Origin of the sequence: Sphingomonas aquatilis, from assembly GCF_014196115.1 — a bacterium.
Classification (GTDB): domain Bacteria; phylum Pseudomonadota; class Alphaproteobacteria; order Sphingomonadales; family Sphingomonadaceae; genus Sphingomonas; species Sphingomonas aquatilis.
Genome location: NZ_JACIDB010000009.1, coordinates 49,370 through 70,017 on the forward strand (window position 1 = coordinate 49,370; position 20,648 = coordinate 70,017).

Below are 20,648 nucleotides of genomic sequence, written 5' to 3' on the forward strand. Positions count from 1 at the left end.
CCCGCCCGACACCCCGCGCCGCCATCGCACCGCCCGGCGATGCGGCCGCGGGGGCGAGACCAGCGTCGCCGGAATGAGCAATGCGGCAACACGTGGTCCGGTGACGATCGCCGACGACATATGGGGCGTGCCCCATATCCGGGCGGGCTCGATCCCCGACGCCTATTTCGGCCAGGGCTATGTCGTCGCCCGCGATCGACTGTTCCAGATCGATCTGCAACTGCGCCGCGACCTCGGGCGGCTGGCGGAGAGCTTCGGGCCGCGGTTCGTGGCCTATGATCACACCGCCCGCCTGCTGCTGTTCCGGGGCGATGTCGCGGCAGAGCTCGACGCCTTGCCGCCGGACGTCGTGGCGTGCGCGTGCGCCTATGTCGACGGGATCAACGCCCGAATTGCGGAAGTGGAGGCGGATCCCGCACTGCTCCCCCCCGAATATGCTGCGCTGGGGCTGACACCGCTCTGCTGGAATATCACCGATCTGGTCCGCATCCGCAGCGGCGACATGGGCCGGCCCGATGACGAGGTGCGCCGCGCCCGGCTTGCGGCGCGCGGGCTGCTCGACCTCGACCGCCTGATGACACCTCTCGCCTGGGATTGGCGGCCCGTGGTGCCCGACGGGCTCGACGTGGCGGCCGTGTCCGACGCCGACCTCGGCGTTCTCGCGCTGACCGATGGGCCGTTGCCATGGGACACGGCGGTGCAGGCGCGCTACGATCCCGTCCACGATCGGCTCGACCGCGATGCGCATGGTAGTAATGCGTGGACGATCGCCGCGGACCGCTCCGCGACCGGTCGCCCGATCCTGGCCAACGATCCCCATCTCGGCATCGGCGGCTTTTCGCCGCGCCATATCGCGCACCTGACCGCACCGGGGTTCGACGTGATCGGCGCCGGCAGCCCAGGTATGCCCGGCATCATGCAGGGCCACACCGATCATTATGCGTTCGGGCGCACCAACTCGCACATCGACCAGGAAGACCTGTACGTCCTGGACCTGCACCCGAACGACCCGGAGACCTATCGCCACGATGGCGTCTGGAAGCAGTTCGAGACGCGGACCGAGACGATGCGGGTCAAGGATGCGGTCGACGCGGCCGTCACGATCCGCCATTGCGTGTACGGTCCGGTTCTGTCGCACGACCCGTCGCGCCGACGCGCAACTGCGATGTCTTCGGTGTCGCTGCAACCGGGCGCGAACATGACCTTCGCGATCATCGCGCTGAACCTCGCCCGCGACTGGGACGCGCTGGCGCAGGCCGCCCGTCTGCATGTCGCGCCGACGAATTTGCACTATGCCGATCGCGACGGGAACACCGGCTGGCGGATGCTGGGCCATGTGCCGGTCCGCAGGGCTCATCACGACGGGCTGATGCCGGTCCCGGGTGACGGACGGTACGAATGGCAGGGCATCGTCGCGACGGAGGACATGCCGGCGATGCTGAACCCGCCCGACGGCTGGTTCGCATCGGCCAACCAGTTCAACCTGCCCGCCAATTGGGGCCCCGACAAACGGGTCAGCAGCTTCATCTGGAACGCGCCCTATCGCCACGATCGGATCGTTGAGGCGCTCGAACAGCAGGACCGGCACAGCCTCGCCGACAGCGTCGCGCTGCAACACGACGAGCTGTCGCTTCCGGCACGTGCGCTCGTAGCATTGTTGCCCGACCGCCTGGACGGGACTGCCGCCAGCGCCGCCGCACTGCTCCGCGACTGGGACTGCCGGTTGGGGGCCGACAGCGCGGCGGCGGCCCTGTTCGAGATGGTCTGGATCGCGCTCGGCAAGGCCTTTCTCACCGCGATCGTGCCGGACGCAGCGCGGGACCTCGTCACCTCCGTCGATCCCCGGCCGATGCTGGCGATGCTGTCCCACCCCGATGCCCGCGTCGGTCCCGACCCCGAAACCGCGCGGGATAGACTCCTGGCGACGGCGCTCGCCGCGGGATGGGAGGCGGCCATCGCCGCGTTCGGGCCCGATCCCGATGGCTGGCGCTGGGGAAACGCGCACCGCGTTGTGCTGCGCCATCCGCTGTCCGCGCTGCCCGAGGTCGCCGCCGTCAGCCCCGCGATCGAGGGCGGCCGATCGGGCGGCGATGCCTTCACGGTGATGGCGCGCGGCTATGTCGCGGCGCGCGATTACACCGTAAGCCACGGGGCCAATTTCATGATCGTCTGTGACGTCGGCGACTGGGACGAATCGCTCGTCTGCGCGCTGCCGGGTCAATCGATCGACCCGCGCTCGCCGCATTATTCTGACAGCTATGCCGCCTGGGTCGCGGGCGAACCGCGCCGCCTCGCCTTTAGCCGGCACGCCGTCGATGCGACCATACGCCAGATCACGGAGCTTCGACCATGAGAGGCCTCATCAGAGCAGCAGCGCTCGTGTTCGCGCTCGGTGCCGTCACGGTGGCGCCGGTCCCCACCCCAGCCATCGCCGCAGACCGCACGCCGAACTTCGACGCCGCCTTCGCGGAGGTGCAATCCTGCGTCGGCAAGGCCTTCCCCGGCGCGGTGGTGGCGGTCGGCGTGCATGGACGGCTGGTCGCGTTGAAGGCCTTCGGGCGCATCTCCTCCGCTCCGGACGCGCCGCCGATGCCGCGCGATGCGATCTTCGACCTCGCGTCGCTCACCAAGGTCGTTGGCACCACGACCGCCGCGGAAATCCTCTACGACCGCGGCCTGCTCGACCTCGACCGCCCCGTCGTCTCGTATCTGCCGTCCTTTGCCGGCACGCCGGGTCATGAGCGGATCACCGTACGCCACCTGCTCAGCCACAGTTCGGGTCTCTTCACCACCGACCTGTTGTGGCAGCACAGCCGCAACCGGCAGGAGTTGCTCGCACTGATCGACCGGATGCCGATGGCCTGGGCGCCGGGCACGCATTATCAGTATCGCGACGAGAATATGATCCTGATGGGCGAGATCATCGAGCGTCTCTCCGGTCAGCCGCTCGACCGCTTCCTGCACGATACGGTGTTCGCGCCGCTGGGCATGACAGACACGGGCTTCAATCCCCCCGCCAGCCGGATCAACCGGATACCGCCCACTGAGCAGGACGACCTATTCCGTCATCGGCTGGTCCGGGGCGAGGTGCATGACGAAAATGCCTTCGTCCTGGGCGGGGTCGCCGGTCACGCAGGGCTGTTTTCAACCGCGCGAGACCTTTCGCGCCTCGCGCAGCTCTATCTCGACCATGGCCGTCACGACGGTCGCCCATTCCTGAAGCCCGGCAGCCTTGCAGCCTTCACCACCCGGACGGCTTTTCCGCCGGGGAGCTTCCGGGCGCTGGGATGGGACATGCCCGATCCGGCCGGCAGCTTCGCCGGCCCCCTCGCCTCGCCCGACGCATTGATCCACACCGGCTTTACGGGCACATCGATCTATATCGACCGGTCGCGCGACGCCTTCGTCATCCTGCTGACCAACCGTGTGAATCCCACCCGCATCAACAAGCGGATCGCCGAGGCCCGGATCGCGATCCACACCGCCATCCTCTCCGCCATCGATGCTGCGGCGCGGTCGTCAGCCGCCCGCCAGTCGCGTCCACGCTGACCGTTAGCGGTGGTGCCTACGGCACGATCCGTAGCGCGAGACGCCCCAGGGCGCCGCGTTCAGCGTGTTCGACTTGCTAAATAAAATGGTCGGGGCGACAGGATTCGAACCTGCGACCCCCACACCCCCAGTGTGATGCGCTACCAGGCTGCGCTACGCCCCGACCGAGGGACCGTGCGGCATTCGCTGCCGATCCCAGAGCGCGGGCCTTTAGGCGGCGCGGACCGGCGATGCAAGCGTTGATCGTCGCTTGGCCGATACAATGCGGTCACGTGTGCCGTTGCAGCGGCGCAACATTGCGCAAGCCGCCGTGCGATGCTAGCGCGCGGCGCTTCCAGTGCGGGGGATTTCCTCCGCCGATCAGCCATGCACGGATCAGATGTTCATCTCCCCAGCCTATGCCCAGACCGCGGGTGGCGCCGCTGAATCCGGCGGCCTTGCCTCGCTGATCAGCTTCGCACCGCTGCTCCTCATCTTCGTCGTCTTCTACTTCCTGATGATTCGCCCGCAGCAGAGCCGCATGAAGGCGCTGCAGGCCGCGATCGCCGGCGTGAAGAAGAACGATCAGGTCGTCACCGCCGGCGGCATCGTCGGCCGCGTCACCAAGGTGGAGGACGCCTTCGTCGAGGTCGAGATCGCCGCGAACACCCGCATCCGCGTGGTGAAGGCGACGCTGGCCGAAGTGACGAGCCCCAATTCGAAGCCGGCGAACGACTGATGCTGGACTTTCCGCGCTGGAAGGTAGCGACGATCTGGACAGTGCTCGCGTTGCTGTGCGCGCTGGCCATCCCGACGTTCCTGCCCGAATCGATGACCGCGAACTGGCCGTTCCATCCGCGGGTCAACAAGGGCCTGGACCTCGCCGGCGGCAGCTATCTGATGCTGGAAGCCGATACGCAGGATCTCGCCAACACGCGGATCGAGGCGATGCGCGACCAGATCCAGGGGACGATGCGCAACGGCACACCCCGGATCGACATCGGCGACATTTCGACGCGCAACAACCAGATCAGCTTCATGCTGCGCAACCCGGCGCAGGTCGATGCGGCGCGCGAACGCCTCCTCGGCATCACCGGCGGCGGCGCCGGCATGACCGGCCAGCGCGAATGGGACATCCAGGTCGTCGACGGCAGCCGCTTCGTGTTGACCCCGACGCAGGCGGGCCTCAACCAGGCGATCAAGACCGCGATGGAGGATGCGACCGACGTCGTGCGCCGTCGTATCGACGCGCTCGGCACGCGTGAACCGACCATCGTGCGCCAGGGCGACAACCGCATCCTGGTGCAGGTGCCGGGCCTGCAGAACCCGCAGCAGCTGAAAGACCTGCTCGGCAAGACCGCGCGCCTCGAATTCAAGCTGGTCGACACCACCGCCAACCCGGCCGACGTCGCCAAGGGCATTGCGCCGATCGGCAGCCAGATCCTGCCCTACCCCGGCAGCCGTGACGGCGTGCCGGTCAGCGTCGTGAAGCGCACCGCGGTCATCACCGGCGACATGGTCGCCGACGCGCGCCAGGGCTTCGACCAGCAGACCAACGCCCCCAACGTCCAGATCACGTTCAACGGCGTCGGCGGCAACCGCTTCGCCCGCGTGACGCAGGCGAACGTCGGCAAGCCGTTCGCGGTGGTGGTCGACAATCAGGTCGTCTCGGTCGCCAACATCAACGAACCGATCCTGGGCGGATCGGCGGTCATCAACGGTGGCTTCACCGTCGAAAGCGCCAACCAGCTCGCCATCGCGCTGCGTTCGGGCAAGCTGTCGATCAACCTGAAGGTGATCGAGGAATCGACCGTTGGGCCGGAACTGGGCGCCGATTCGATCCGAGCCGGCATCCTCGCCTGCTCAGTTGCGGTCGCACTCGTCATGGCGTTCATGTTCCTGACCTATGGCCGGTTCGGCGCCTATGCGAACCTCGCCGTCGTCATCAACGTGTTCGTCATCCTCGGCGTCCTCGCGCTGATCAGCGGCACGCTGACGCTGCCGGGCATCGCGGGCTTCGTGCTCACCATCGGCACCGCGGTCGACGCGAACGTGCTGATCAACGAGCGTATCCGCGAGGAACGCCGACGCGGCCGCAGCGTCGTGCAGGCGGTAGAGCTGGGCTACAAGGAAGCCAGCCGCACCATCTTCGAAGCGAACATGACCCACTTCATCTCGGGCGCGATCATGTTCGTGCTGGGGTCTGGTCCGGTCCGCGGCTTCGCGGTCGTTCTGCTCATCGGTATCGTCACTTCGGTCTTCACCGCCGTCACCTTCACGCGCATGCTCGTCGCGCTGTGGATCCGGCGCGAGAAGCCCAAGACGATCAACATTTGAGGCGAAAGGACACCTCATGCGCCTCCTGAAAATCGTACCCGACAACACCAACATCGACTTCGTCCGCCTGCGCGGCTGGGCATTTGGGCTGACGCTCGCGCTGAGCCTGCTCGCGGTGGGGCTGACGGTGGTGAAGGGCCTCAACTTCGGCGTCGATTTCGTCGGCGGCCTGATGATCGAAGAGAAGTTCCCGACGCAGCCCGACCAGAACAAGGTCCGCCAGGTCATCGACGGCCTGGGCGTCGGCGAAGCCGCACTCCAACAGTTCGGCGACCCCAAGACACTGACCATCCGCCTGCCCGTGCAGGAAGGCGCTGACGAAGGCGCGACGAACGCCGTCGTCAAGAAGGTGGAAGGCGCATTGGGCCAGGCATTCCCGGGCGCGACATTCAGCCGCTATTCGACCGTGTCGAGCAAGGTGTCGGGTGAATTGATCCGCAACGGTGTGCTCGCGGTCGTCCTCGCGATCCTGGGCATCGGTCTGTTCGCGATCGTGCGGTTCGAATGGCAGTTCGGCGTGTCGACGATCGTCGCGATCGTCCACGATCTGCTGATGACGGTCGGCTTCTTCGCGCTGTCGCGCTTCGAATTCGACCTGAACATCATCGCCGCGGTGCTGACGATCATCGGCTATTCGATCAACGACAAGATCGTGATCGACGACCGTATTCGCGAAAACATGCGCCGCTATCGCAAGATGGAGATGCGCGAGATCATCAACCTGTCGGTCAACGAAACGCTGCCGCGTACCGTCATGACCTCGGTCACGATCCTGCTCGCGCTGATCGCGATGCTGCTGCTCGGCGGCCATGTGCTGCGCGGCTTCACCGCGGCGATGATCCTCGGCATCGTCGTCGGCACCTATTCGTCGATCTACGTGTCGTCGTCGCTGCTCATCACGCTCGGCCTGCGCGCCGATCCGAATGCCGGCGAACGCACGGCAAAGGGCGGCATCAGCAATGCGGAGCGGGTCGGCCCGCGCGAGGGCTGACGCGGTGCGGATGGACCGTGAGGCCGCCGCCGGCGGCCCGATCGTTCGCGGCTTCGTCGGCTCGGGGTTTCGGGTCGACGACGAGCGGGTGTTCCGAGCGCTGTTGATGACGGTGGAGACGGCGTCCGAATGGACGCCGCCCCCGCTCGACCGGCTCGACACGGCGGCGTTGCAGCCGCTGATCGACGCCGCGCCGGAGTTCATCCTGATCGGCACGGGCGCCGGGCTGACCCGACCGCCGGTCGCGCTGGTCCGCGCACTGGAAGATGCCGGAACCGGCGTCGAGGCGATGGACAGCCGCGCCGCGGCACGCGCCTGGGGCGTGCTACGCGGCGAGGGCCGCGTGATCGGCGCGGCGCTCTACCCGCTGGACGCCTGATCCCTCTCGCGCCGGTGGGCGGCGAGCGCCGACAGGTGATCGACCAGCGCCGCGGTATTCGCTTGCCAGGTAAAGCGCTTCACCGTCGCAGAGACTGCGTCAGGTGCATGCGGATCGGCGATCAGCTCCCCTATCGCAGCGGCAAAGGCCTCCGGGGTGCGCGCGACGATCCGTCCGGCGTCCGCTGAGGTTACCACCTCCGCCGCACCGCCGATTGGCGGAATGACGACAGGGGTGCCGCAGGCGAGCGCCTCGATCCACGCATTGGCCAGCCCTTCCGAACGCGAGGCCAGCGCCATGACGTCGGCTGCGGCGATCACCCCCGGCAGCGCCCGATGGGGCACGCCGCCCGCGATGCGGACGCGATCGGCAATCCCCAATGACGCGGCAAGCGCGGTGAGGCTTGCCCGCTCGGCCCCCTCGCCCACGATCATCAGCGTGACGCCGGGTAGCGTCGCCACCGCGCGCAGCACGATGTCGTGGCCCTTGCGGGGGATCAGCGCACCCAAGGACAACACCAGAGGCCCGGTGACGCCCAGCGCGGCCTTGGCAGCGGCCCGATCGGCCGAGTGGAAGGCGTCCGTGTCGATGCCTGTGTGATGCACGCGGATGCGGTCTGCCGGCATGCCGAGCGCGATCATGTCGTCCCGCATCGCGCCGCTGACCGCGAGTAGACCGTCCGCCGCGCGGCCGGCCTCCCGCACCTGCGCCGCCGTCGGGCCCGACCGTCCCCAAAGGTGGATATCCGCCCCGCGCGCCTTGATCGAGACGGGAACGCCATAGCGCCGCCCGAGCATCACCGCGGCCGGCCCATCGGGGAAGAAAAAGGACGTATCGATCACATCGAACGGAAAGTCGTGCCGTATGGCATCCAGCACCGGCACCAGCGCGCGAACGAGCATACGGGCATGCCAACGACCGGCGGTGCCCGGCATCGCGATAAAACGCGGCCGGTACACATCGACACCGCGCCAAGTTTCGCGCGTGGGCAGCGCCAGCCGCTCGCCTTGCCGCAAGCGCGACACCGGCCAGGGGGCGACACCCACCGGCGCGATGACCCGCACCGCGACGCCGTCCGCGGCCGCCAGCCCCTGCGTCTGCCGTTCGACGAACACGCCAAAATTCGGCCGGTTCGCATCCGGATACAGGGACGACAGGGTCAGGACGCGCAGCATCGCGGCTTGGCCTAACGGCGCCGGGTTAAGGCTTCCCCAACCCGGCGCCACCCGCGAATCAGAGGCGCTGTGTGCCCGGATAGGCGAACAGCAGGTCGGCATCAGCGCTGCTCGCGATCGTCTCGCTGCCGGTGACGGTGACGCATTCGCCCGCCTTGAACGCGACGCCGGCAACCTCGCCCGCCCCGCGGATCGGCAGCAGCCAGCCGGTCTGACCGTCCTTCAGCGCGACCTGGTGTTCGCCGCCGGTCCAGCGCTCCAGTACGAACTTCGGCCCCTCGACCAGAATGTCGCGCCCCTCGCCCGCCGCACCCGGCGAGACGATCGGCTGGTACGGGGTCAGGTGCGAAACCGCGACGCCATCGTCGAGGTGCAGTTCCCGGTCGCTGCCGTAGTCGTATAGGCGATAGGTCGTCTCGCTGTTCTGCTGCACCTCGATCAGCGTCAGGCCACCGCCGATCGCGTGGATCGTGCCGCTGGGGGCGTAGTAGAAGTCGCCGGCCTTCACCGGCACCCAGTCGAGGTCGTCCTCGATGCTGCCGTCCTGTGCGTCAGTGCGCAGTTGCTCCGCGGTGATCGGCTGCTTGGGGCCCAGGGCGATCGTCGAATCGGGGCGGGCCGCCAGGATCGTCCAGCATTCGTCCTTGCCGCGCGGCAGGCCGCGTGCATGCGCCTGCTCGTCGTCCGGGTGGACCTGCACCGACAATTTGTGGTCGGTGAACAAATACTTGATCAGCAGGTCAGGCGTGCTGTCGCCCGGCTCCTGAAACCAGATTTCGCCGATCGGCTCGCCGTCCCTGGGCGCGTCCTCAAAGCCGAACCCCAGGTCATGCCGGCCCCACGGCTTTTCGACGCGGTGGGTGTGGAGCAACGTAGCAGGCATGAGGGTCCTTTCGAGTCCGTAACAGGCGCGCCAACGTGCGACGGAGGGGATTGTTCGCTGGCACGCGCTTACGCTAAGAGCCTTAGCCGATGCGTATCCCACAGTCCAAGGCGCTTGCCGCCGCGATGATCGCCGTCCTCGCGCTTCCGGTCGCCGGTTGCGCCCGTAACAAGGCGAAGTCCGACCTGCCCTATGTCGCGCGCGACGTGGGCACGCTCTATTCCACCGCGAAGACGCGGCTGGATCAGGGCCGCTACAAGGAGGCGGCGCTGCTGTTCGACGAGGTCGAGCGCCAGCATCCCTATTCGATCTGGGCCCGCCGCGCGCAGCTGATGAGCGCGTTCAGCTATTATCTCGACCGCGATTACACCGCGAGCATCCAGTCGGCGCAGCGCTTCCTGTCGGTCCACCCCGGCAACCGCGATGCTCCTTATGCCTATTATCTGATCGCGCTGAGCTATTACGAACAGATTCGCGACGTCACGCGCGACCAGAAGATCACGCTCCAGGCGCTGAGCGCACTGGGCGAACTGACCCGCCGCTATCCGAACACCCGCTACGCCTCCGACGCCCGCCTGAAGATCGACCTCGTCAACGATCACCTCGCCGGCAAGGAAATGGAGATCGGGCGGTTCTACGAGACCCGCGGTCAGTGGCTGGGCGCCGCGCTGCGCTTCCGCACCGTGATCGACAAATATCAGACCACGACGCACACGCCCGAAGCGCTGATGCGCCTCGTCGAATGCTATCTGGAACTGGGCCTGCGCGGCGAAGCCGAGAAGGCCGCGGCGGTGCTCGGCGCCAACTATCCCGGCAGCGACTGGTACTCGCATGCGTACAAGCTGATGCAGGAGCACCCCTTCACGCCGACTGCGCCGATTCCCGCCGGCCAGCCGATCATTCCGCCCAACACGCCGGGCACCAAGAAGCTCGCCGAACCGGGCGAGCTGGAGGCCGCCAAGCCCAAGGCGGAAGCCCCCACGCCGCCGACGCCGGTCGCCCCGAGCGGCGGCACGGCCGGCGCGCCGGTGCCGACCACCGAGACGCCGACCAACTGATCCGCGCCCCGGCCGTCATCGCGGCGATGAGAACATTTAAGGATCAACATCGCCGCGCGGGCGCGCTATAGCGCCTGCGATGCTGACCGCGCTGTCCATTCGCGATGTGGTGCTGATCGAGGCGCTTGACCTCGAATTCGGGGCCGGGCTCGACGTGCTGACCGGGGAAACCGGTGCGGGCAAGTCGATCCTGCTCGATGCCCTCGGGCTGGCGCTGGGGGGGCGTGGCGAATCGGGTCTGGTGCGCCACGGCGCGGCACAGGCGATCGTCACCGCGACCTTCGATCCGCCCGTCGGCGCGCTCGGCGCCTTATTGGAAGAGAATGGCGTCGAGGTGGAGCCGGGCGAACCGTTGCTCGTCCGCCGCATCGTCAAGGCCGATGGCGGCAGTCGCGCGCTCATCAACAACCAGCCCGCAGGCGTCGCGCTGCTGCGCGAGATCGCGCCGATGCTGGTCGAGATTCACGGCCAGCACGACGATCGCGGCCTACTCAATCCACGCGGGCATCGCGCGCTGCTCGATGCGTTCGGACGCGTCGATCCGGGCGATACCGCACGCGCCTGGGCAAGTTTGCGAGACGCGCAGGCAAAGCTCGCCGCGGCGCAGGCCGAGATCGAAACGGCCGCGCGCGATCGCGAATGGCTGGAACATGCGGTGGGCGAACTCAGCGCCCTAGCCGCCGAACCGGGCGAAGAGGAAGCGCTCGCCGACAAGCGGCGCGGCATGCAGCGCGCCGAAAAGATCGCGGACGAATTGGCCGCTATCGATGATTATCTCGAAGGATCGAATGGCGGGCTAGCGCAGTTGCGCCAGGCAGCGCGGGTGCTGGAACGCATCGCCGAGGATCATCCCGCGCTCGGCGAAGCCCTCGCGGCGATCGATCGCGCGGTGATCGAGGCGGCGGCTGCCGAGGAACAGCTGGTCGAGGCGCGCCGTGCCCTCGCCTTCGACCCACGGGCGCTGGAAGAGGATGAGGCGCGCCTGTTCGAACTGCGCGGTATGGCGCGCAAGCATCGCGTCCAGCCCGACGATCTCGCCGCGCTGACCGAGGATTTGCGCGGCCGATTGGAGCGGCTGGAAGCTGGCGAGGGCGGGATCGCGCTGCTGGAAGCGTCCGTCGCCGCGGCTCGGGCCGATTACGACGCCGCCGCCGACATCCTGTCGCAACGCCGCCATGCCGCGGCCGAGCGCCTCGACGCGGCGGTCGCGGGCGAACTCGCGCCGTTGAAGCTCGACGCCGCACGCTTCCGCACGACCGTGGTGTCGGTCGGGCCTGACGGGTGGTCCGCGCACGGCAAGGATCGTGTTGAATTCGAGATCGCGACCAACCCCGGCGCGCCCTTCGCCCCGCTCGCCAAGATCGCCAGCGGTGGCGAGCTGTCGCGCTTCATCCTGGCGCTGAAGGTCGCGCTGGCCGAAGAAGGCGGCGCGGCGACGATGATCTTCGATGAGATCGATCGCGGCGTCGGCGGTGCGGTGGCGAGCGCGATAGGCGAACGCCTCGCGCGGCTCGCCGAACACACGCAGCTACTGGTGGTGACGCACTCGCCCCAGGTCGCGGCGCGCGGTGCCGAGCATCTGTTGATCGCCAAGAGCCACGACGGCACCGTCACCCGCACCGGCGTCCGGGTGCTCGACGAGGCCGAACGACGCGAAGAGATCGCGCGGATGTTGTCCGGTGCGACCGTCACCGATGAGGCGCGGGCGCAGGCCGACCGGTTGCTCGAGACGGCCTGACCCTACCCTTCTTCATCGGAGGGGAAATGTCAGATCGCGCCGGTGCCGCCGTTCGCGCCAAAGGCGCTGCCGGTGGTGAAGCTGTTTCCCGCCTCGGCCAGCGCAACGTACAGCCCTGCCAGTTCCGCTGGCTGGCCCGCGCGGCCCAAGGGCGTATCCTGCCCAAACTCGCCCATCTTTCCCGGCAGCTGGCCGCCCGCCACCTGTAGCGGCGTCCATACCGGACCCGGCGCGACCATATTCACGCGGATGCCCTTCGGCCCCAGCTGTTTCGCCAATCCCTTGGTGAAGACGAGGATCGCGGCCTTCGTCGTGGCATAATCGAGCAACTCTTCGCCCGGATTGACCGAATTGACCGACCCGGTATTGATGATCGCCGCACCCCTCGGCATCAGCGGGATCGCCGCCTTGCACAGGTGGAACATCGCATAGACGTTGGTCTTCATCGTCCGGTCGAACTGTTCGGTGCTGATCTCCGCGATCGACGCCTTCGACTGCTGGTACGCCGCATTGTTGACCAGGATATCCAGCCCGCCCAGCTCGCGGTTGGCACGCGCGATCAGGTCGCGACAGAATTTTTCGTCGGTCAGATCGCCGGGGATCAGCACCACCTTGCGCCCTTCGGCCCGCAGCAGTTTGGCAACGTCTTGCGCATCGGGCTCCTCGGTCGGATAGTAATTGATCGCGACATCGGCGCCCTCGCGCGCGAAGGCGATCACCGCGGCACGGCCGATGCCGGAATCGCCGCCCGTGACCAACGCCTTGCGCCCGGCCAACCGCCCCGACCCGCGATAGCTGCGCTCGCCGCTGTCGGGCACCGGCTTCATGTCGCGTTGCAGCGCCGGCCATTTCTGGCGCTGTTCGGGAAACGGCTGGCTGGTGTAGCGCGTCTGCGGATCGCTGAGCGCCGGGACGCCTTGCGCGAAGGCCGGGGCCGCAGCGGCGGCGACGCCAGCGACGGCGGCGCCCTTGAACAGATCGCGGCGATTGGTCTGATCGGTCATGATGCGGCTTTCGATGGCGGATGGATGAAGACGCAATCGCCGGGGGCCGCGGTTGGTTCATCCGCGGCGGAAATTCATGCGGCGGATCAAGCATCTACCGCCGTCGATCCGGGCTATTCCACTCCCCGCTTGCCCGACCGCCTTTCTGTCCCCTAGTCCGCAGCCATGACCGACCTGCCGCAGACGCCGCTCGATGCCGCCGCCGAACTGGAGGCGCTCGCCGCGCAGATCGCGCACCACAATAGCCTCTACCATACGCATGACGCGCCCGAGATTTCGGACGCCCAATATGACGCGCTGGTCCGCCGCAACACCGCGATCGAAGCGGCCTTCCCCGACCTGATCCGCGCCGATTCGCCCAGCCGCAAGGTCGGCGCCGCCCCGGCCGCGCATCTGGCCAAGGTGCCGCATGCCCGGCCGATGACCAGCCTCGACAATGCCTTTACCGACGAAGAGGTCGAGGAGTTCGTCGCCCGCGTCCGCCGCTATCTCAAACTTCCCGAGGACGAGCCGGTCACCCTGACCGCCGAGCCCAAGATCGACGGCTTGTCCTGTTCGCTGCGCTATGTCGACGGGCGGCTGGTCCAGGCGTTGACCCGCGGTGACGGCGCCATCGGTGAGGACGTGACCGAGAATGTCCGCACCATTGCCGACATTCCCCAAGCCCTGCCCGCCGACGCGCCGCGGGTCTTCGAGGTGCGCGGCGAGGTTTATATGAGCAAGGCCGATTTCGCCGCGCTCAACGCCCGACTGGCGCAGGAGGCCGCCGACACGGGCAAGGAGGCGCGCCAGTTCGCCAATCCGCGCAACGCCGCCGCCGGATCGCTGCGTCAGAAGAACCCGGCCATCACCGCCGGACGTCCCTTGCGCTTCCTGGCGCATGGCTGGGGCGAGGCGAGCGACGTGCCGGTCGACACCCAATATGACATGGTCGAGGCATGGCGCCGCTGGGGCTTTCCCATCGCCGACGCCTTTGCCCGCGTGCCCGATGCCGCGGCGGCACTAGCCATCTATCGCAGCATCGAGACGCAGCGCGCCGACCTGCCCTTCGACATAGACGGCGTCGTCTATAAGGTCGATCGGCTCGACTGGCAGGCGCGGCTGGGGATCGTCGGGCGCACCCCGCGTTGGGCGATCGCGCACAAATTTCCGGCCGAGCGCGCCCAGACCACGCTGGAGAAGATCGACATCCAGGTCGGTCGCACCGGTGCGCTGACCCCCGTCGCGCGGCTGGAGCCGGTGACGGTCGGCGGCGTCGTCGTGACCAACGCGACGCTGCACAATGCCGACGAGATCGAGCGGCTGGGCGTCCGCCCCGGCGACCGCGTGGTCCTGCAACGCGCTGGCGACGTCATTCCGCAGATCGTCGAAAACCTGACCCGCGAGACGCCGCGCGAGCCCTTTATCTTCCCCGATCACTGCCCCGAATGCGACAGCCTGGCGACGCGCGAGGAGGGCGAGGTCGTCATCCGCTGCACCGGCGGCCTGATCTGCCCGGCGCAGCGCGTGGAACGCCTGATCCACTTCGTCTCGCGCCACGCCTTCGACATTACCGGTCTCGGTCTTGTCCGGGTCGAGGAATTCTTCCGCGACGGCCTGATCGCCTCGCCTGCAGACATCTTTCGCCTGCACCAGCATCGCGAGGCGCTGATCCAGCGCGAGCGTATGTCCGAGCTGGTGGTCGACAAGTTGCTCGCCGCGATCGATGCGCGGCGTGACATATCGCTCGACCGCTTCCTGTTCGCGCTGGGCATCCGCCATGTCGGTGAGATCACCGCGCGCGATCTCGCCCGCCGCTTGGTGTCGATGGCCGGCTTCCGCGCGATGATCGACGCCGCGCTTCAGGTCCGGGCCGACACCGTCCCCGCGCTGGGCGAGCCCGACCGCAAGTTCGAGCTGCGCCGCCAGCGTGCGATCGTCGCGGCGATCGACACGCCCCAGATCGGCCCGGAAGTCGCCGACGCCCTGCTCGATTTCTTCGCCGAGGCGCATAACCGCGAGGTCGTCGACGACCTGCTCAGCGAGGTCACGCCCGCCGACGTCGTGTGGGAAACCCGCGCCTCGCAGGTCAGCGGCAAGATCGTCGTCTTCACCGGCAAGCTCGAAACGCTGAGTCGCGACGAAGCCAAGGCGCAGGCCGAGGCACTGGGCGCGCGCGTGTCAGGATCCGTGTCCGCCAAGACCGACCTCGTGGTGGCCGGAGCCGATGCGGGGTCGAAACTCAAGAAGGCGACGGACTTGGGCGTGGCGGTCATCTCCGAAGCGCAATGGGCTGAAATCGTTGCCGAAACGGCCGCATGACAAAGCGGGGGCGTTGCCTTTTTGCAACGCAGCGGGACGAAGCGACGCGGGTCATCATCGCTGCCCTTTGATTGTCACAAACTCGCAATATTGATCTCACATGGGCCGCGGCAACGGCAAAAAACACGAGCCGCGAATCCAAGAGCACCATGCTCAAAGGGGACAAGATCAGATGCGTATGACTTTCGCTTGCGGCGTTGCCTTCGCCGCGCTCATGCTGCCGGGCGCCGCCTTCGCGCAGTCGACCGGTTCGACCGAAGCCGACACCGTCGGTTCGGGTGACATCGTCGTCACCGGCGCGCGCGAACCCGGCGTCGGCGGCGTGGATATTCCGAACACGTCGAAGAACAAGCAGGTCCTCAACCAGACATTCATCTCGCACCAGACCCCTGGCCAGACGATCAACGACATCATCAACCAGCTGCCGGGCGTCAGCTTCCAGAACAACGATCCGTTCGGTTCGGCGGGCGGTACGCTCACCATCCGCGGGTTCGACAGCAGCCGCATCAGCCAGACGTTCGACGGCATTCCGCTGAACGACACCGGCAACTATGCCATCTATTCGAACCAGCAGCTGGACCCCGAGCTGATCGAGCAGGTCAACGTCAACCTCGGCTCGACCGACCCCGACTCGCCCACCGCATCGGCTTCGGGCTCGACCGTCAACTACCGCACGCTGATCCCCACCGACGAATTCGGTGCGCGCATGGTCGGCTCGATCGGCGACTATAAGTTCTTCCGCGTCTTCGGCCTGGTCAACACCGGCGTGTTCACCCCCTGGGGCACCAAGGCCTGGTTCTCGGGTTCGAGCGCGACCAATGACGTCGTGTTCAACAACTTCGGCCGCATCAACAAGCAGCAGTACAACGCCAAGATCTATCAGCCAATCGGCAGCGGCAAGGACTTTATCTCGGTTTCGGGCCACTACAACCAGAACCGCAACAACTTCTTCGGTTCGGCGCCGCTGCGGAACGAAGATTTCGTATACACCTCGACCGGTGGAACCGGCGCGAACGCTGCCGCCCCGACGCTGGTGACCGGCGTTGCCCGCACCGCAGGCACCGGCAGCCTGAACCGCTTTCCGCGCAGCCGCGACGAGCTACCCTATTCGGTTGCGCGGTGTCAGATCGACGTGGCGCAGGCCGGCGTCGCCGACCAGCCCGCGATCGTCAACGCGCCGGGCAATTCGAACAACGGCAGCGCCTGCGGCAGCAGCTTCGACGAGCGCTACAACCCGTCGAACACCGCTAACATTCGCGTCAACTCGCGCTTCTCGCTCAGCGACAAGCTGACGCTGTTCGTCGATCCGTCGTATCAGTACACGAAGGCCAACGGCGGCGGCACCGTGACCGCGCGTGAAGGCGGCTGGGTGCGTGGTACGTCGACATCGGGTCTGCCCGCCGTCACGACGCCGATCTATGGCTATATCGGCAACCAGTATTATTTCGGCCGCGACCTGAACGGCGATGGTGACGTTCTCGACACGTGCGCCCTGCAGACCAACGCCACGACCGGCGCTGTGTCCTGCACCAGCGCGACGTCGAGCAATGGCGTGACCCTGCTGGCCCCCAGCCAGACGATCACCAACCGCTACGGCGTGATCGCATCGCTGCGCTACAATTTCTCGGACACGCAGAGCATCCGCGTCGGCTACACGCTCGATTACGGCCGTCACAAGCAGACCGGCGAGCTGGGCTTCCTGCAGGCGAACGGCAAGCCGTTCGACGTCTTCCCGGTCAACAACGGCATCCTCGCCATCAGCGGCGGCGTCCTGCAGAAGCGTAACCGGTTCTCGAAGGCGATCCTGAACCAGGGCTTCGCGCAGTACATCGGCAACTTCTTCGACAGCAAGCTGCGCGTCGAAGCGTCGGTGACCGGCAAGTGGTTCAAGCGCGACCTGACCAACTATTGCTTCACCACGTCGGCCGGCGGCAACGTCGACTGTATCGCTTCGGGTGCGCAGAACGCGGCCTATGCCGCAGCCTTCCCGTATGTCGTGGGCGGCACCACGGCGGTTCCGACCGTGACCGGCTATGCCGCGCCGCAGAACCGGGTCTACAAGTATGACCGCATCCTGCCGGCAGGCGGCCTGACCTACGAAGTCACTGACGCGGTCAGCATCTTCGGCAACTATTCGAAGGGTATTCAGGTCCCGGGCACGGATAACCTGTATCAGGCGTTCTACTATCCGCAGAACACCACCCCTGCGAACCCGAAGCCAGAGACGACGGACAACTTCGACGCAGGCATCCGTTACACCTCCAGCCGCATCCAGGCGTCGCTGGGCCCGTGGTACACCCGCTTCCAGAACCGTCTGGCGAGCGCCTACGACATCGACACGCAGCAGACGATCTATCGCAACCTGGGTCGCGTCGATAAGTATGGCATCGACGGCAGCATCTCGTATCGTCCGATCCGCGAACTGCTGTTCTACGCCTACGGTTCGTATCTGAAGTCGGAGATCAAGACGAACGTCGAGATCGGCCGCTGCCCGCAGACGCTGACCGCTGCCAACACGACCAACAACTGCACGGTCGCTGGCGCCCCGATCCTGGCGCAGACCGCCGGCAAGCGTGAATCCGGTGCTCCGGTCTACACCTTCGGTGGTCGTATCCAGGCGACGCTGGGCCCGCTCGAACTGGGCGTCCAGGCGAAGCGGACCGGCCGTCGTTACGTCAACGACCAGAACCTGCCGAACTTCGGCTGCACCGTGTCGCTTGTGAACAACGTTTGCCCGACCGTGAACGACGTGCCCGCCACCTACACCGGCACGCGCGGCATCCTGGTCCAGACGTGGGGCGCCACGGCGCCGGGCTACACGGTCGTCGACTTCGACGCCCGTCTGGCGCTCGACTGGGTCGGCATCGGCGGCAAGAACAAGACCTACCTGCAGCTGAACGTCGTCAACGCGTTCAACAAGTTCTACGTCGGCGGCTTCAACGGCGGTTCGACGCTGACCTACAACAACACCATCCCGTTCGTGCAGATCGGCAGCCCGCGCGCGTTCATCATGTCGGTGAACACCGCCTTCTGATCGACCTGACCGACACGGTCTGACGGACAGGGCCGTCGCTCCATCATCGGAGCGGCGGCCCTTCTGTTTTGCACGGCGGTGCGCACGCGTGTAGAGACGCCGGCTATATGGCGACCCTTCCCGCCCCCAACCGCCCGGCGCTCAACGTGCGCCCCTTCTTCGAGAACAAGAGCCGCGCCTTCTGGACGCTGCAGGCGGTCGGCTGGACCGGCTATCTGCTGCTGCGCGGCGCCTCGACGCTCACCAACCTGTCGCTCGACACGATCATTCCCGTGATCGTCGAGGCGATCGTCGGCTATTGCGTCACGTTGCTGCTCTCGACCTTCTACGGCTATTTCCGGCGCTTGCCGCGGGTCAGCGGGCTGATCCTGACGATCCTCGCCTTCGTGGTCGCGACGATCTTCTCGACCTTCGTCGATGCCTTCACCTGGTCGCTGATCCAGAACGGCCAGCCGGGCGTCACGCTGCCGCGCATGGTCGTTGCCTTCTACGTCGCCTTCACCGCGCTGTTCGGCTGGTCTGCGCTGTACTTCGGCATCAACTTCTACCTGATCGTCGAGGATCAGATCGACCAGATGCAGCATCTGGAAAGTCAGGCATCGTCGGCGCAGCTCGCGATGCTGCGCTATCAGCTCAACCCGCACTTCCTGTTCAACACGCTCAATTCCATCTCGACGCTGGTACTGCTCAAGCAAACCGAGCGGGCCAATGCGATGCTGAGCCGGCTGTCGTCCTTCCTGCGCTACACGCTGGCCAACGAACCGACTGCGCACGTCACCGTGCTGCAAGAGGTCGAGACGCTGAAGCTATATCTCGAGATCGAAAAGATGCGGTTCGAGGATCGCCTGCGCCCGGTGTTCGACGTCGATCCGCGTGCCGAACGCGCCCGCCTGCCTTCGCTGCTGCTGCAACCCTTGGTCGAGAACGCGATTAAATATGCCGTCAGCACGCAGGAGCAGGGAGCCGAAATCTGCATCCGCGCGCGGCTCGCCGGGGATCGCGTGCAGATCGGCGTATCCGACACGGGGCCGGGTTTGCAGGAGGGTCGTGCGATGCCAAGCCTTTCAACCGGCGTGGGTCTCCCCAATATTAGGGAGCGGCTGGTCCAGGCCTACGGCCCGGATCACCGTTTTGAGACGCGTACCGCGCCGGCTGGCGGGTTTTCGGTGGAAATCGAAATTCCCTTCCAGCTCGACGATGTGAGTAGAGAGGCCGCATGACGATCAGAACCATCCTGGTGGACGACGAACCGCTCGCGATCCAGGGATTGGAGCTCCGGCTCCAGGCGCATGAAGACATCGAGATCATCGAAAAGTGCTCGAACGGGCGCGAGGCGATCCGGGCGATCAAGACGCACAAGCCCGACCTCGTCTTCCTCGATATCCAGATGCCTGGTTTCGATGGCTTTTCGGTCGTGCAGGGCCTGATGGAGGTCGAGCCGCCTTTGTTCGTGTTCGTCACCGCCTATAGCGACCACGCGCTGCGGGCGTTCGAGGCGCAGGCGGTCGATTATCTGATGAAGCCCGTCGAGGAATCGCGTCTTGCCGACACGATCGAACGGGTGCGGCAAAGGCTTAGCGAGAAGCGCGGCGTCGAGGAGGTGGAGAAGCTGAAGGAGGTGCTCGCCGAGCATGCGCCCGAGGCGGCCGCCGATATCGCCGACGCGGGCGACCTGTCGGCCAATCGCTACGAGAAGCTCATCAACATCAAGGATCAGGGCCAGATCTTCCGCGTCGACGTCGACACGATCGAGCGGATCGACGCGGCAGGCGACTATATGGTGATCTACACCGGCGACCGGAACCTGATCCTGCGCGAGACGATGAAGGATCTGGAAAAGCGGCTCGATCCGCGCCGCTTCCAGCGCGTCCATCGCTCGACGATCGTCAACCTCGATCTCGTCAAACAGGTGAAGCCGCACACCAACGGCGAATGCTTCCTGGTGCTCGATTCGGGCGCCAGCGTGAAGGTCAGCCGCAGCTATCGCGACGTCGTCGCGCGCTTCGTCCACTAACGAAAGCGGGGGCGGCCGCTGCCGCCCCCGATCGATCTTATAAAGCGCGGCGGCCGGTGAAGAGCTGGATCAGGCCGACGATGATCGCGATGACCAGCAGGATGTGGATCAGACCGCCGGCGATGTGGAGCGAGAAGCCCAGCAGCCACAGGATCAGCAGGATTACGGCGATCGTCCACAACATGATTGGCATCCCTCTCTTCGCC

The 20,648-nt window shown here is 66.6% G+C and carries 16 protein-coding genes and 1 tRNA gene; 12 read left to right on the forward strand and 5 right to left on the reverse strand.

Annotated elements, in window-relative coordinates:
- Positions 1-73 precede the first annotated feature (73 nt).
- Positions 74-2,353 (forward strand): penicillin acylase family protein, encoded by a 2,280-nt coding sequence (locus GGR47_RS15685; RefSeq protein ID WP_147035013.1) that lies wholly within the window; start codon positions 74-76, stop codon positions 2,351-2,353.
- Positions 2,350-3,549, forward strand: coding sequence for a serine hydrolase domain-containing protein (locus GGR47_RS15690; protein WP_221204840.1), 1,200 nt, complete (start codon positions 2,350-2,352; stop codon positions 3,547-3,549). Before GGR47_RS15685 ends, GGR47_RS15690 begins: the two co-directional genes overlap by 4 nt.
- Before the next feature lie 86 nt (positions 3,550-3,635).
- Here the strand turns inward: GGR47_RS15690 and GGR47_RS15695 are convergent.
- A tRNA-Pro gene (locus GGR47_RS15695) sits at positions 3,636-3,712 on the reverse strand.
- Between the two features lie 216 nt (positions 3,713-3,928).
- Between GGR47_RS15695 and yajC the strand changes: the two genes are divergently transcribed.
- The 4 genes from yajC to GGR47_RS15715 are packed head-to-tail and all read left to right on the forward strand — an operon-like array spanning position 3,929 to position 7,235.
- Complete coding sequence (gene yajC / locus GGR47_RS15700) at positions 3,929-4,267, forward strand: preprotein translocase subunit YajC (RefSeq protein WP_017978788.1); 339 nt, start codon at positions 3,929-3,931, stop codon at positions 4,265-4,267.
- The gene (secD, locus tag GGR47_RS15705; RefSeq protein WP_147035012.1) at positions 4,267-5,865 is read left to right on the forward strand and encodes a protein translocase subunit SecD; all 1,599 of its coding nucleotides are present in this window, start codon (positions 4,267-4,269) and stop codon (positions 5,863-5,865) included. The genes yajC and secD overlap by 1 nt, the downstream gene beginning before the upstream one ends.
- 16 nt (positions 5,866-5,881) lie before the next feature.
- A complete protein-coding gene (gene secF, locus GGR47_RS15710) occupies positions 5,882-6,856 on the forward strand; it encodes a protein translocase subunit SecF (RefSeq protein ID WP_018250758.1) in 975 nt (324 codons plus the stop codon).
- A 10-nt stretch (positions 6,857-6,866) separates the two neighbouring features.
- Positions 6,867-7,235 (forward strand): MTH938/NDUFAF3 family protein, encoded by a 369-nt coding sequence (locus GGR47_RS15715; protein ID WP_244304943.1) that lies wholly within the window; start codon positions 6,867-6,869, stop codon positions 7,233-7,235.
- Here the strand turns inward: GGR47_RS15715 and GGR47_RS15720 are convergent.
- Positions 7,217-8,410: a glycosyltransferase gene (locus tag GGR47_RS15720; RefSeq protein ID WP_147035010.1), complete on the reverse strand. Its 1,194-nt coding sequence runs from the start codon at positions 8,408-8,410 to the stop codon at positions 7,217-7,219. The genes GGR47_RS15715 and GGR47_RS15720 overlap by 19 nt on opposite strands.
- 58 nt (positions 8,411-8,468) lie before the next feature.
- Positions 8,469-9,293: a class I mannose-6-phosphate isomerase gene (locus tag GGR47_RS15725; RefSeq protein WP_147035009.1), complete on the reverse strand. Its 825-nt coding sequence runs from the start codon at positions 9,291-9,293 to the stop codon at positions 8,469-8,471.
- A gap of 89 nt (positions 9,294-9,382) precedes the next feature.
- Here GGR47_RS15725 and GGR47_RS15730 point away from each other — a divergent pair, with 89 nt between their 5' ends.
- Positions 9,383-10,351, forward strand: a complete 969-nt coding sequence (locus GGR47_RS15730) for an outer membrane protein assembly factor BamD (protein ID WP_147035008.1) — start codon at positions 9,383-9,385, stop codon at positions 10,349-10,351.
- A gap of 79 nt (positions 10,352-10,430) precedes the next feature.
- Positions 10,431-12,089 carry a DNA repair protein RecN gene (recN, locus tag GGR47_RS15735; RefSeq protein ID WP_147035007.1) on the forward strand — a complete coding sequence of 553 codons (1,659 nt, stop codon included), beginning with the start codon at positions 10,431-10,433 and terminating at the stop codon, positions 12,087-12,089.
- A gap of 29 nt (positions 12,090-12,118) precedes the next feature.
- Here recN and GGR47_RS15740 read toward each other — a convergent pair whose 3' ends face one another.
- A complete protein-coding gene (locus GGR47_RS15740; protein WP_147035006.1) occupies positions 12,119-13,093 on the reverse strand; it encodes an SDR family oxidoreductase in 975 nt (324 codons plus the stop codon).
- Positions 13,094-13,258: 165 nt separating this feature from the next.
- On the opposite strand from GGR47_RS15740, the gene ligA reads away from it, so the two are divergent.
- From ligA to GGR47_RS15760, 4 genes are all read left to right on the forward strand, one after another.
- Complete coding sequence (ligA, locus tag GGR47_RS15745; RefSeq protein WP_147035005.1) at positions 13,259-15,394, forward strand: NAD-dependent DNA ligase LigA; 2,136 nt, start codon at positions 13,259-13,261, stop codon at positions 15,392-15,394.
- A 178-nt stretch (positions 15,395-15,572) separates the two neighbouring features.
- A complete protein-coding gene (locus tag GGR47_RS15750; RefSeq protein ID WP_147035030.1) occupies positions 15,573-18,428 on the forward strand; it encodes a TonB-dependent receptor in 2,856 nt (951 codons plus the stop codon).
- 107 nt (positions 18,429-18,535) lie between these two features.
- A complete protein-coding gene (locus GGR47_RS15755) occupies positions 18,536-19,648 on the forward strand; it encodes a sensor histidine kinase (RefSeq protein ID WP_147035004.1) in 1,113 nt (370 codons plus the stop codon).
- Positions 19,645-20,442, forward strand: coding sequence for a LytR/AlgR family response regulator transcription factor (locus tag GGR47_RS15760; RefSeq protein WP_017978776.1), 798 nt, complete (start codon positions 19,645-19,647; stop codon positions 20,440-20,442). Before GGR47_RS15755 ends, GGR47_RS15760 begins: the two co-directional genes overlap by 4 nt.
- 37 nt (positions 20,443-20,479) lie before the next feature.
- Here the strand turns inward: GGR47_RS15760 and GGR47_RS15765 are convergent, their stop codons facing one another.
- A complete protein-coding gene (locus GGR47_RS15765; protein WP_017978775.1) occupies positions 20,480-20,626 on the reverse strand; it encodes a lmo0937 family membrane protein in 147 nt (48 codons plus the stop codon).
- Between the last annotated feature and the right edge of the window lie 22 nt (positions 20,627-20,648).

Coding starts and splice junctions, on each gene's coding strand:
- secF (WP_018250758.1), top strand. CDS start 5,882: ATGCGCCTCCTGAAAATCGTACCCGACAACACCAACATCGACTTCGTC.
- GGR47_RS15690 (WP_221204840.1), top strand. CDS start 2,350: ATGAGAGGCCTCATCAGAGCAGCAGCGCTCGTGTTCGCGCTCGGTGCC.
- GGR47_RS15685 (WP_147035013.1), top strand. CDS start 74: ATGAGCAATGCGGCAACACGTGGTCCGGTGACGATCGCCGACGACATA.
- yajC (WP_017978788.1), top strand. CDS start 3,929: ATGTTCATCTCCCCAGCCTATGCCCAGACCGCGGGTGGCGCCGCTGAA.
- GGR47_RS15760 (WP_017978776.1), top strand. CDS start 19,645: ATGACGATCAGAACCATCCTGGTGGACGACGAACCGCTCGCGATCCAG.
- ligA (WP_147035005.1), top strand. CDS start 13,259: ATGACCGACCTGCCGCAGACGCCGCTCGATGCCGCCGCCGAACTGGAG.
- GGR47_RS15765 (WP_017978775.1), bottom strand. CDS start 20,626: ATGTTGTGGACGATCGCCGTAATCCTGCTGATCCTGTGGCTGCTGGGC.
- secD (WP_147035012.1), top strand. CDS start 4,267: ATGCTGGACTTTCCGCGCTGGAAGGTAGCGACGATCTGGACAGTGCTC.
- GGR47_RS15730 (WP_147035008.1), top strand. CDS start 9,383: ATGCGTATCCCACAGTCCAAGGCGCTTGCCGCCGCGATGATCGCCGTC.
- recN (WP_147035007.1), top strand. CDS start 10,431: ATGCTGACCGCGCTGTCCATTCGCGATGTGGTGCTGATCGAGGCGCTT.
- GGR47_RS15750 (WP_147035030.1), top strand. CDS start 15,573: ATGACTTTCGCTTGCGGCGTTGCCTTCGCCGCGCTCATGCTGCCGGGC.
- GGR47_RS15720 (WP_147035010.1), bottom strand. CDS start 8,410: ATGCTGCGCGTCCTGACCCTGTCGTCCCTGTATCCGGATGCGAACCGG.
- GGR47_RS15755 (WP_147035004.1), top strand. CDS start 18,536: ATGGCGACCCTTCCCGCCCCCAACCGCCCGGCGCTCAACGTGCGCCCC.
- GGR47_RS15725 (WP_147035009.1), bottom strand. CDS start 9,293: ATGCCTGCTACGTTGCTCCACACCCACCGCGTCGAAAAGCCGTGGGGC.
- GGR47_RS15715 (WP_244304943.1), top strand. CDS start 6,867: ATGGACCGTGAGGCCGCCGCCGGCGGCCCGATCGTTCGCGGCTTCGTC.
- GGR47_RS15740 (WP_147035006.1), bottom strand. CDS start 13,093: ATGACCGATCAGACCAATCGCCGCGATCTGTTCAAGGGCGCCGCCGTC.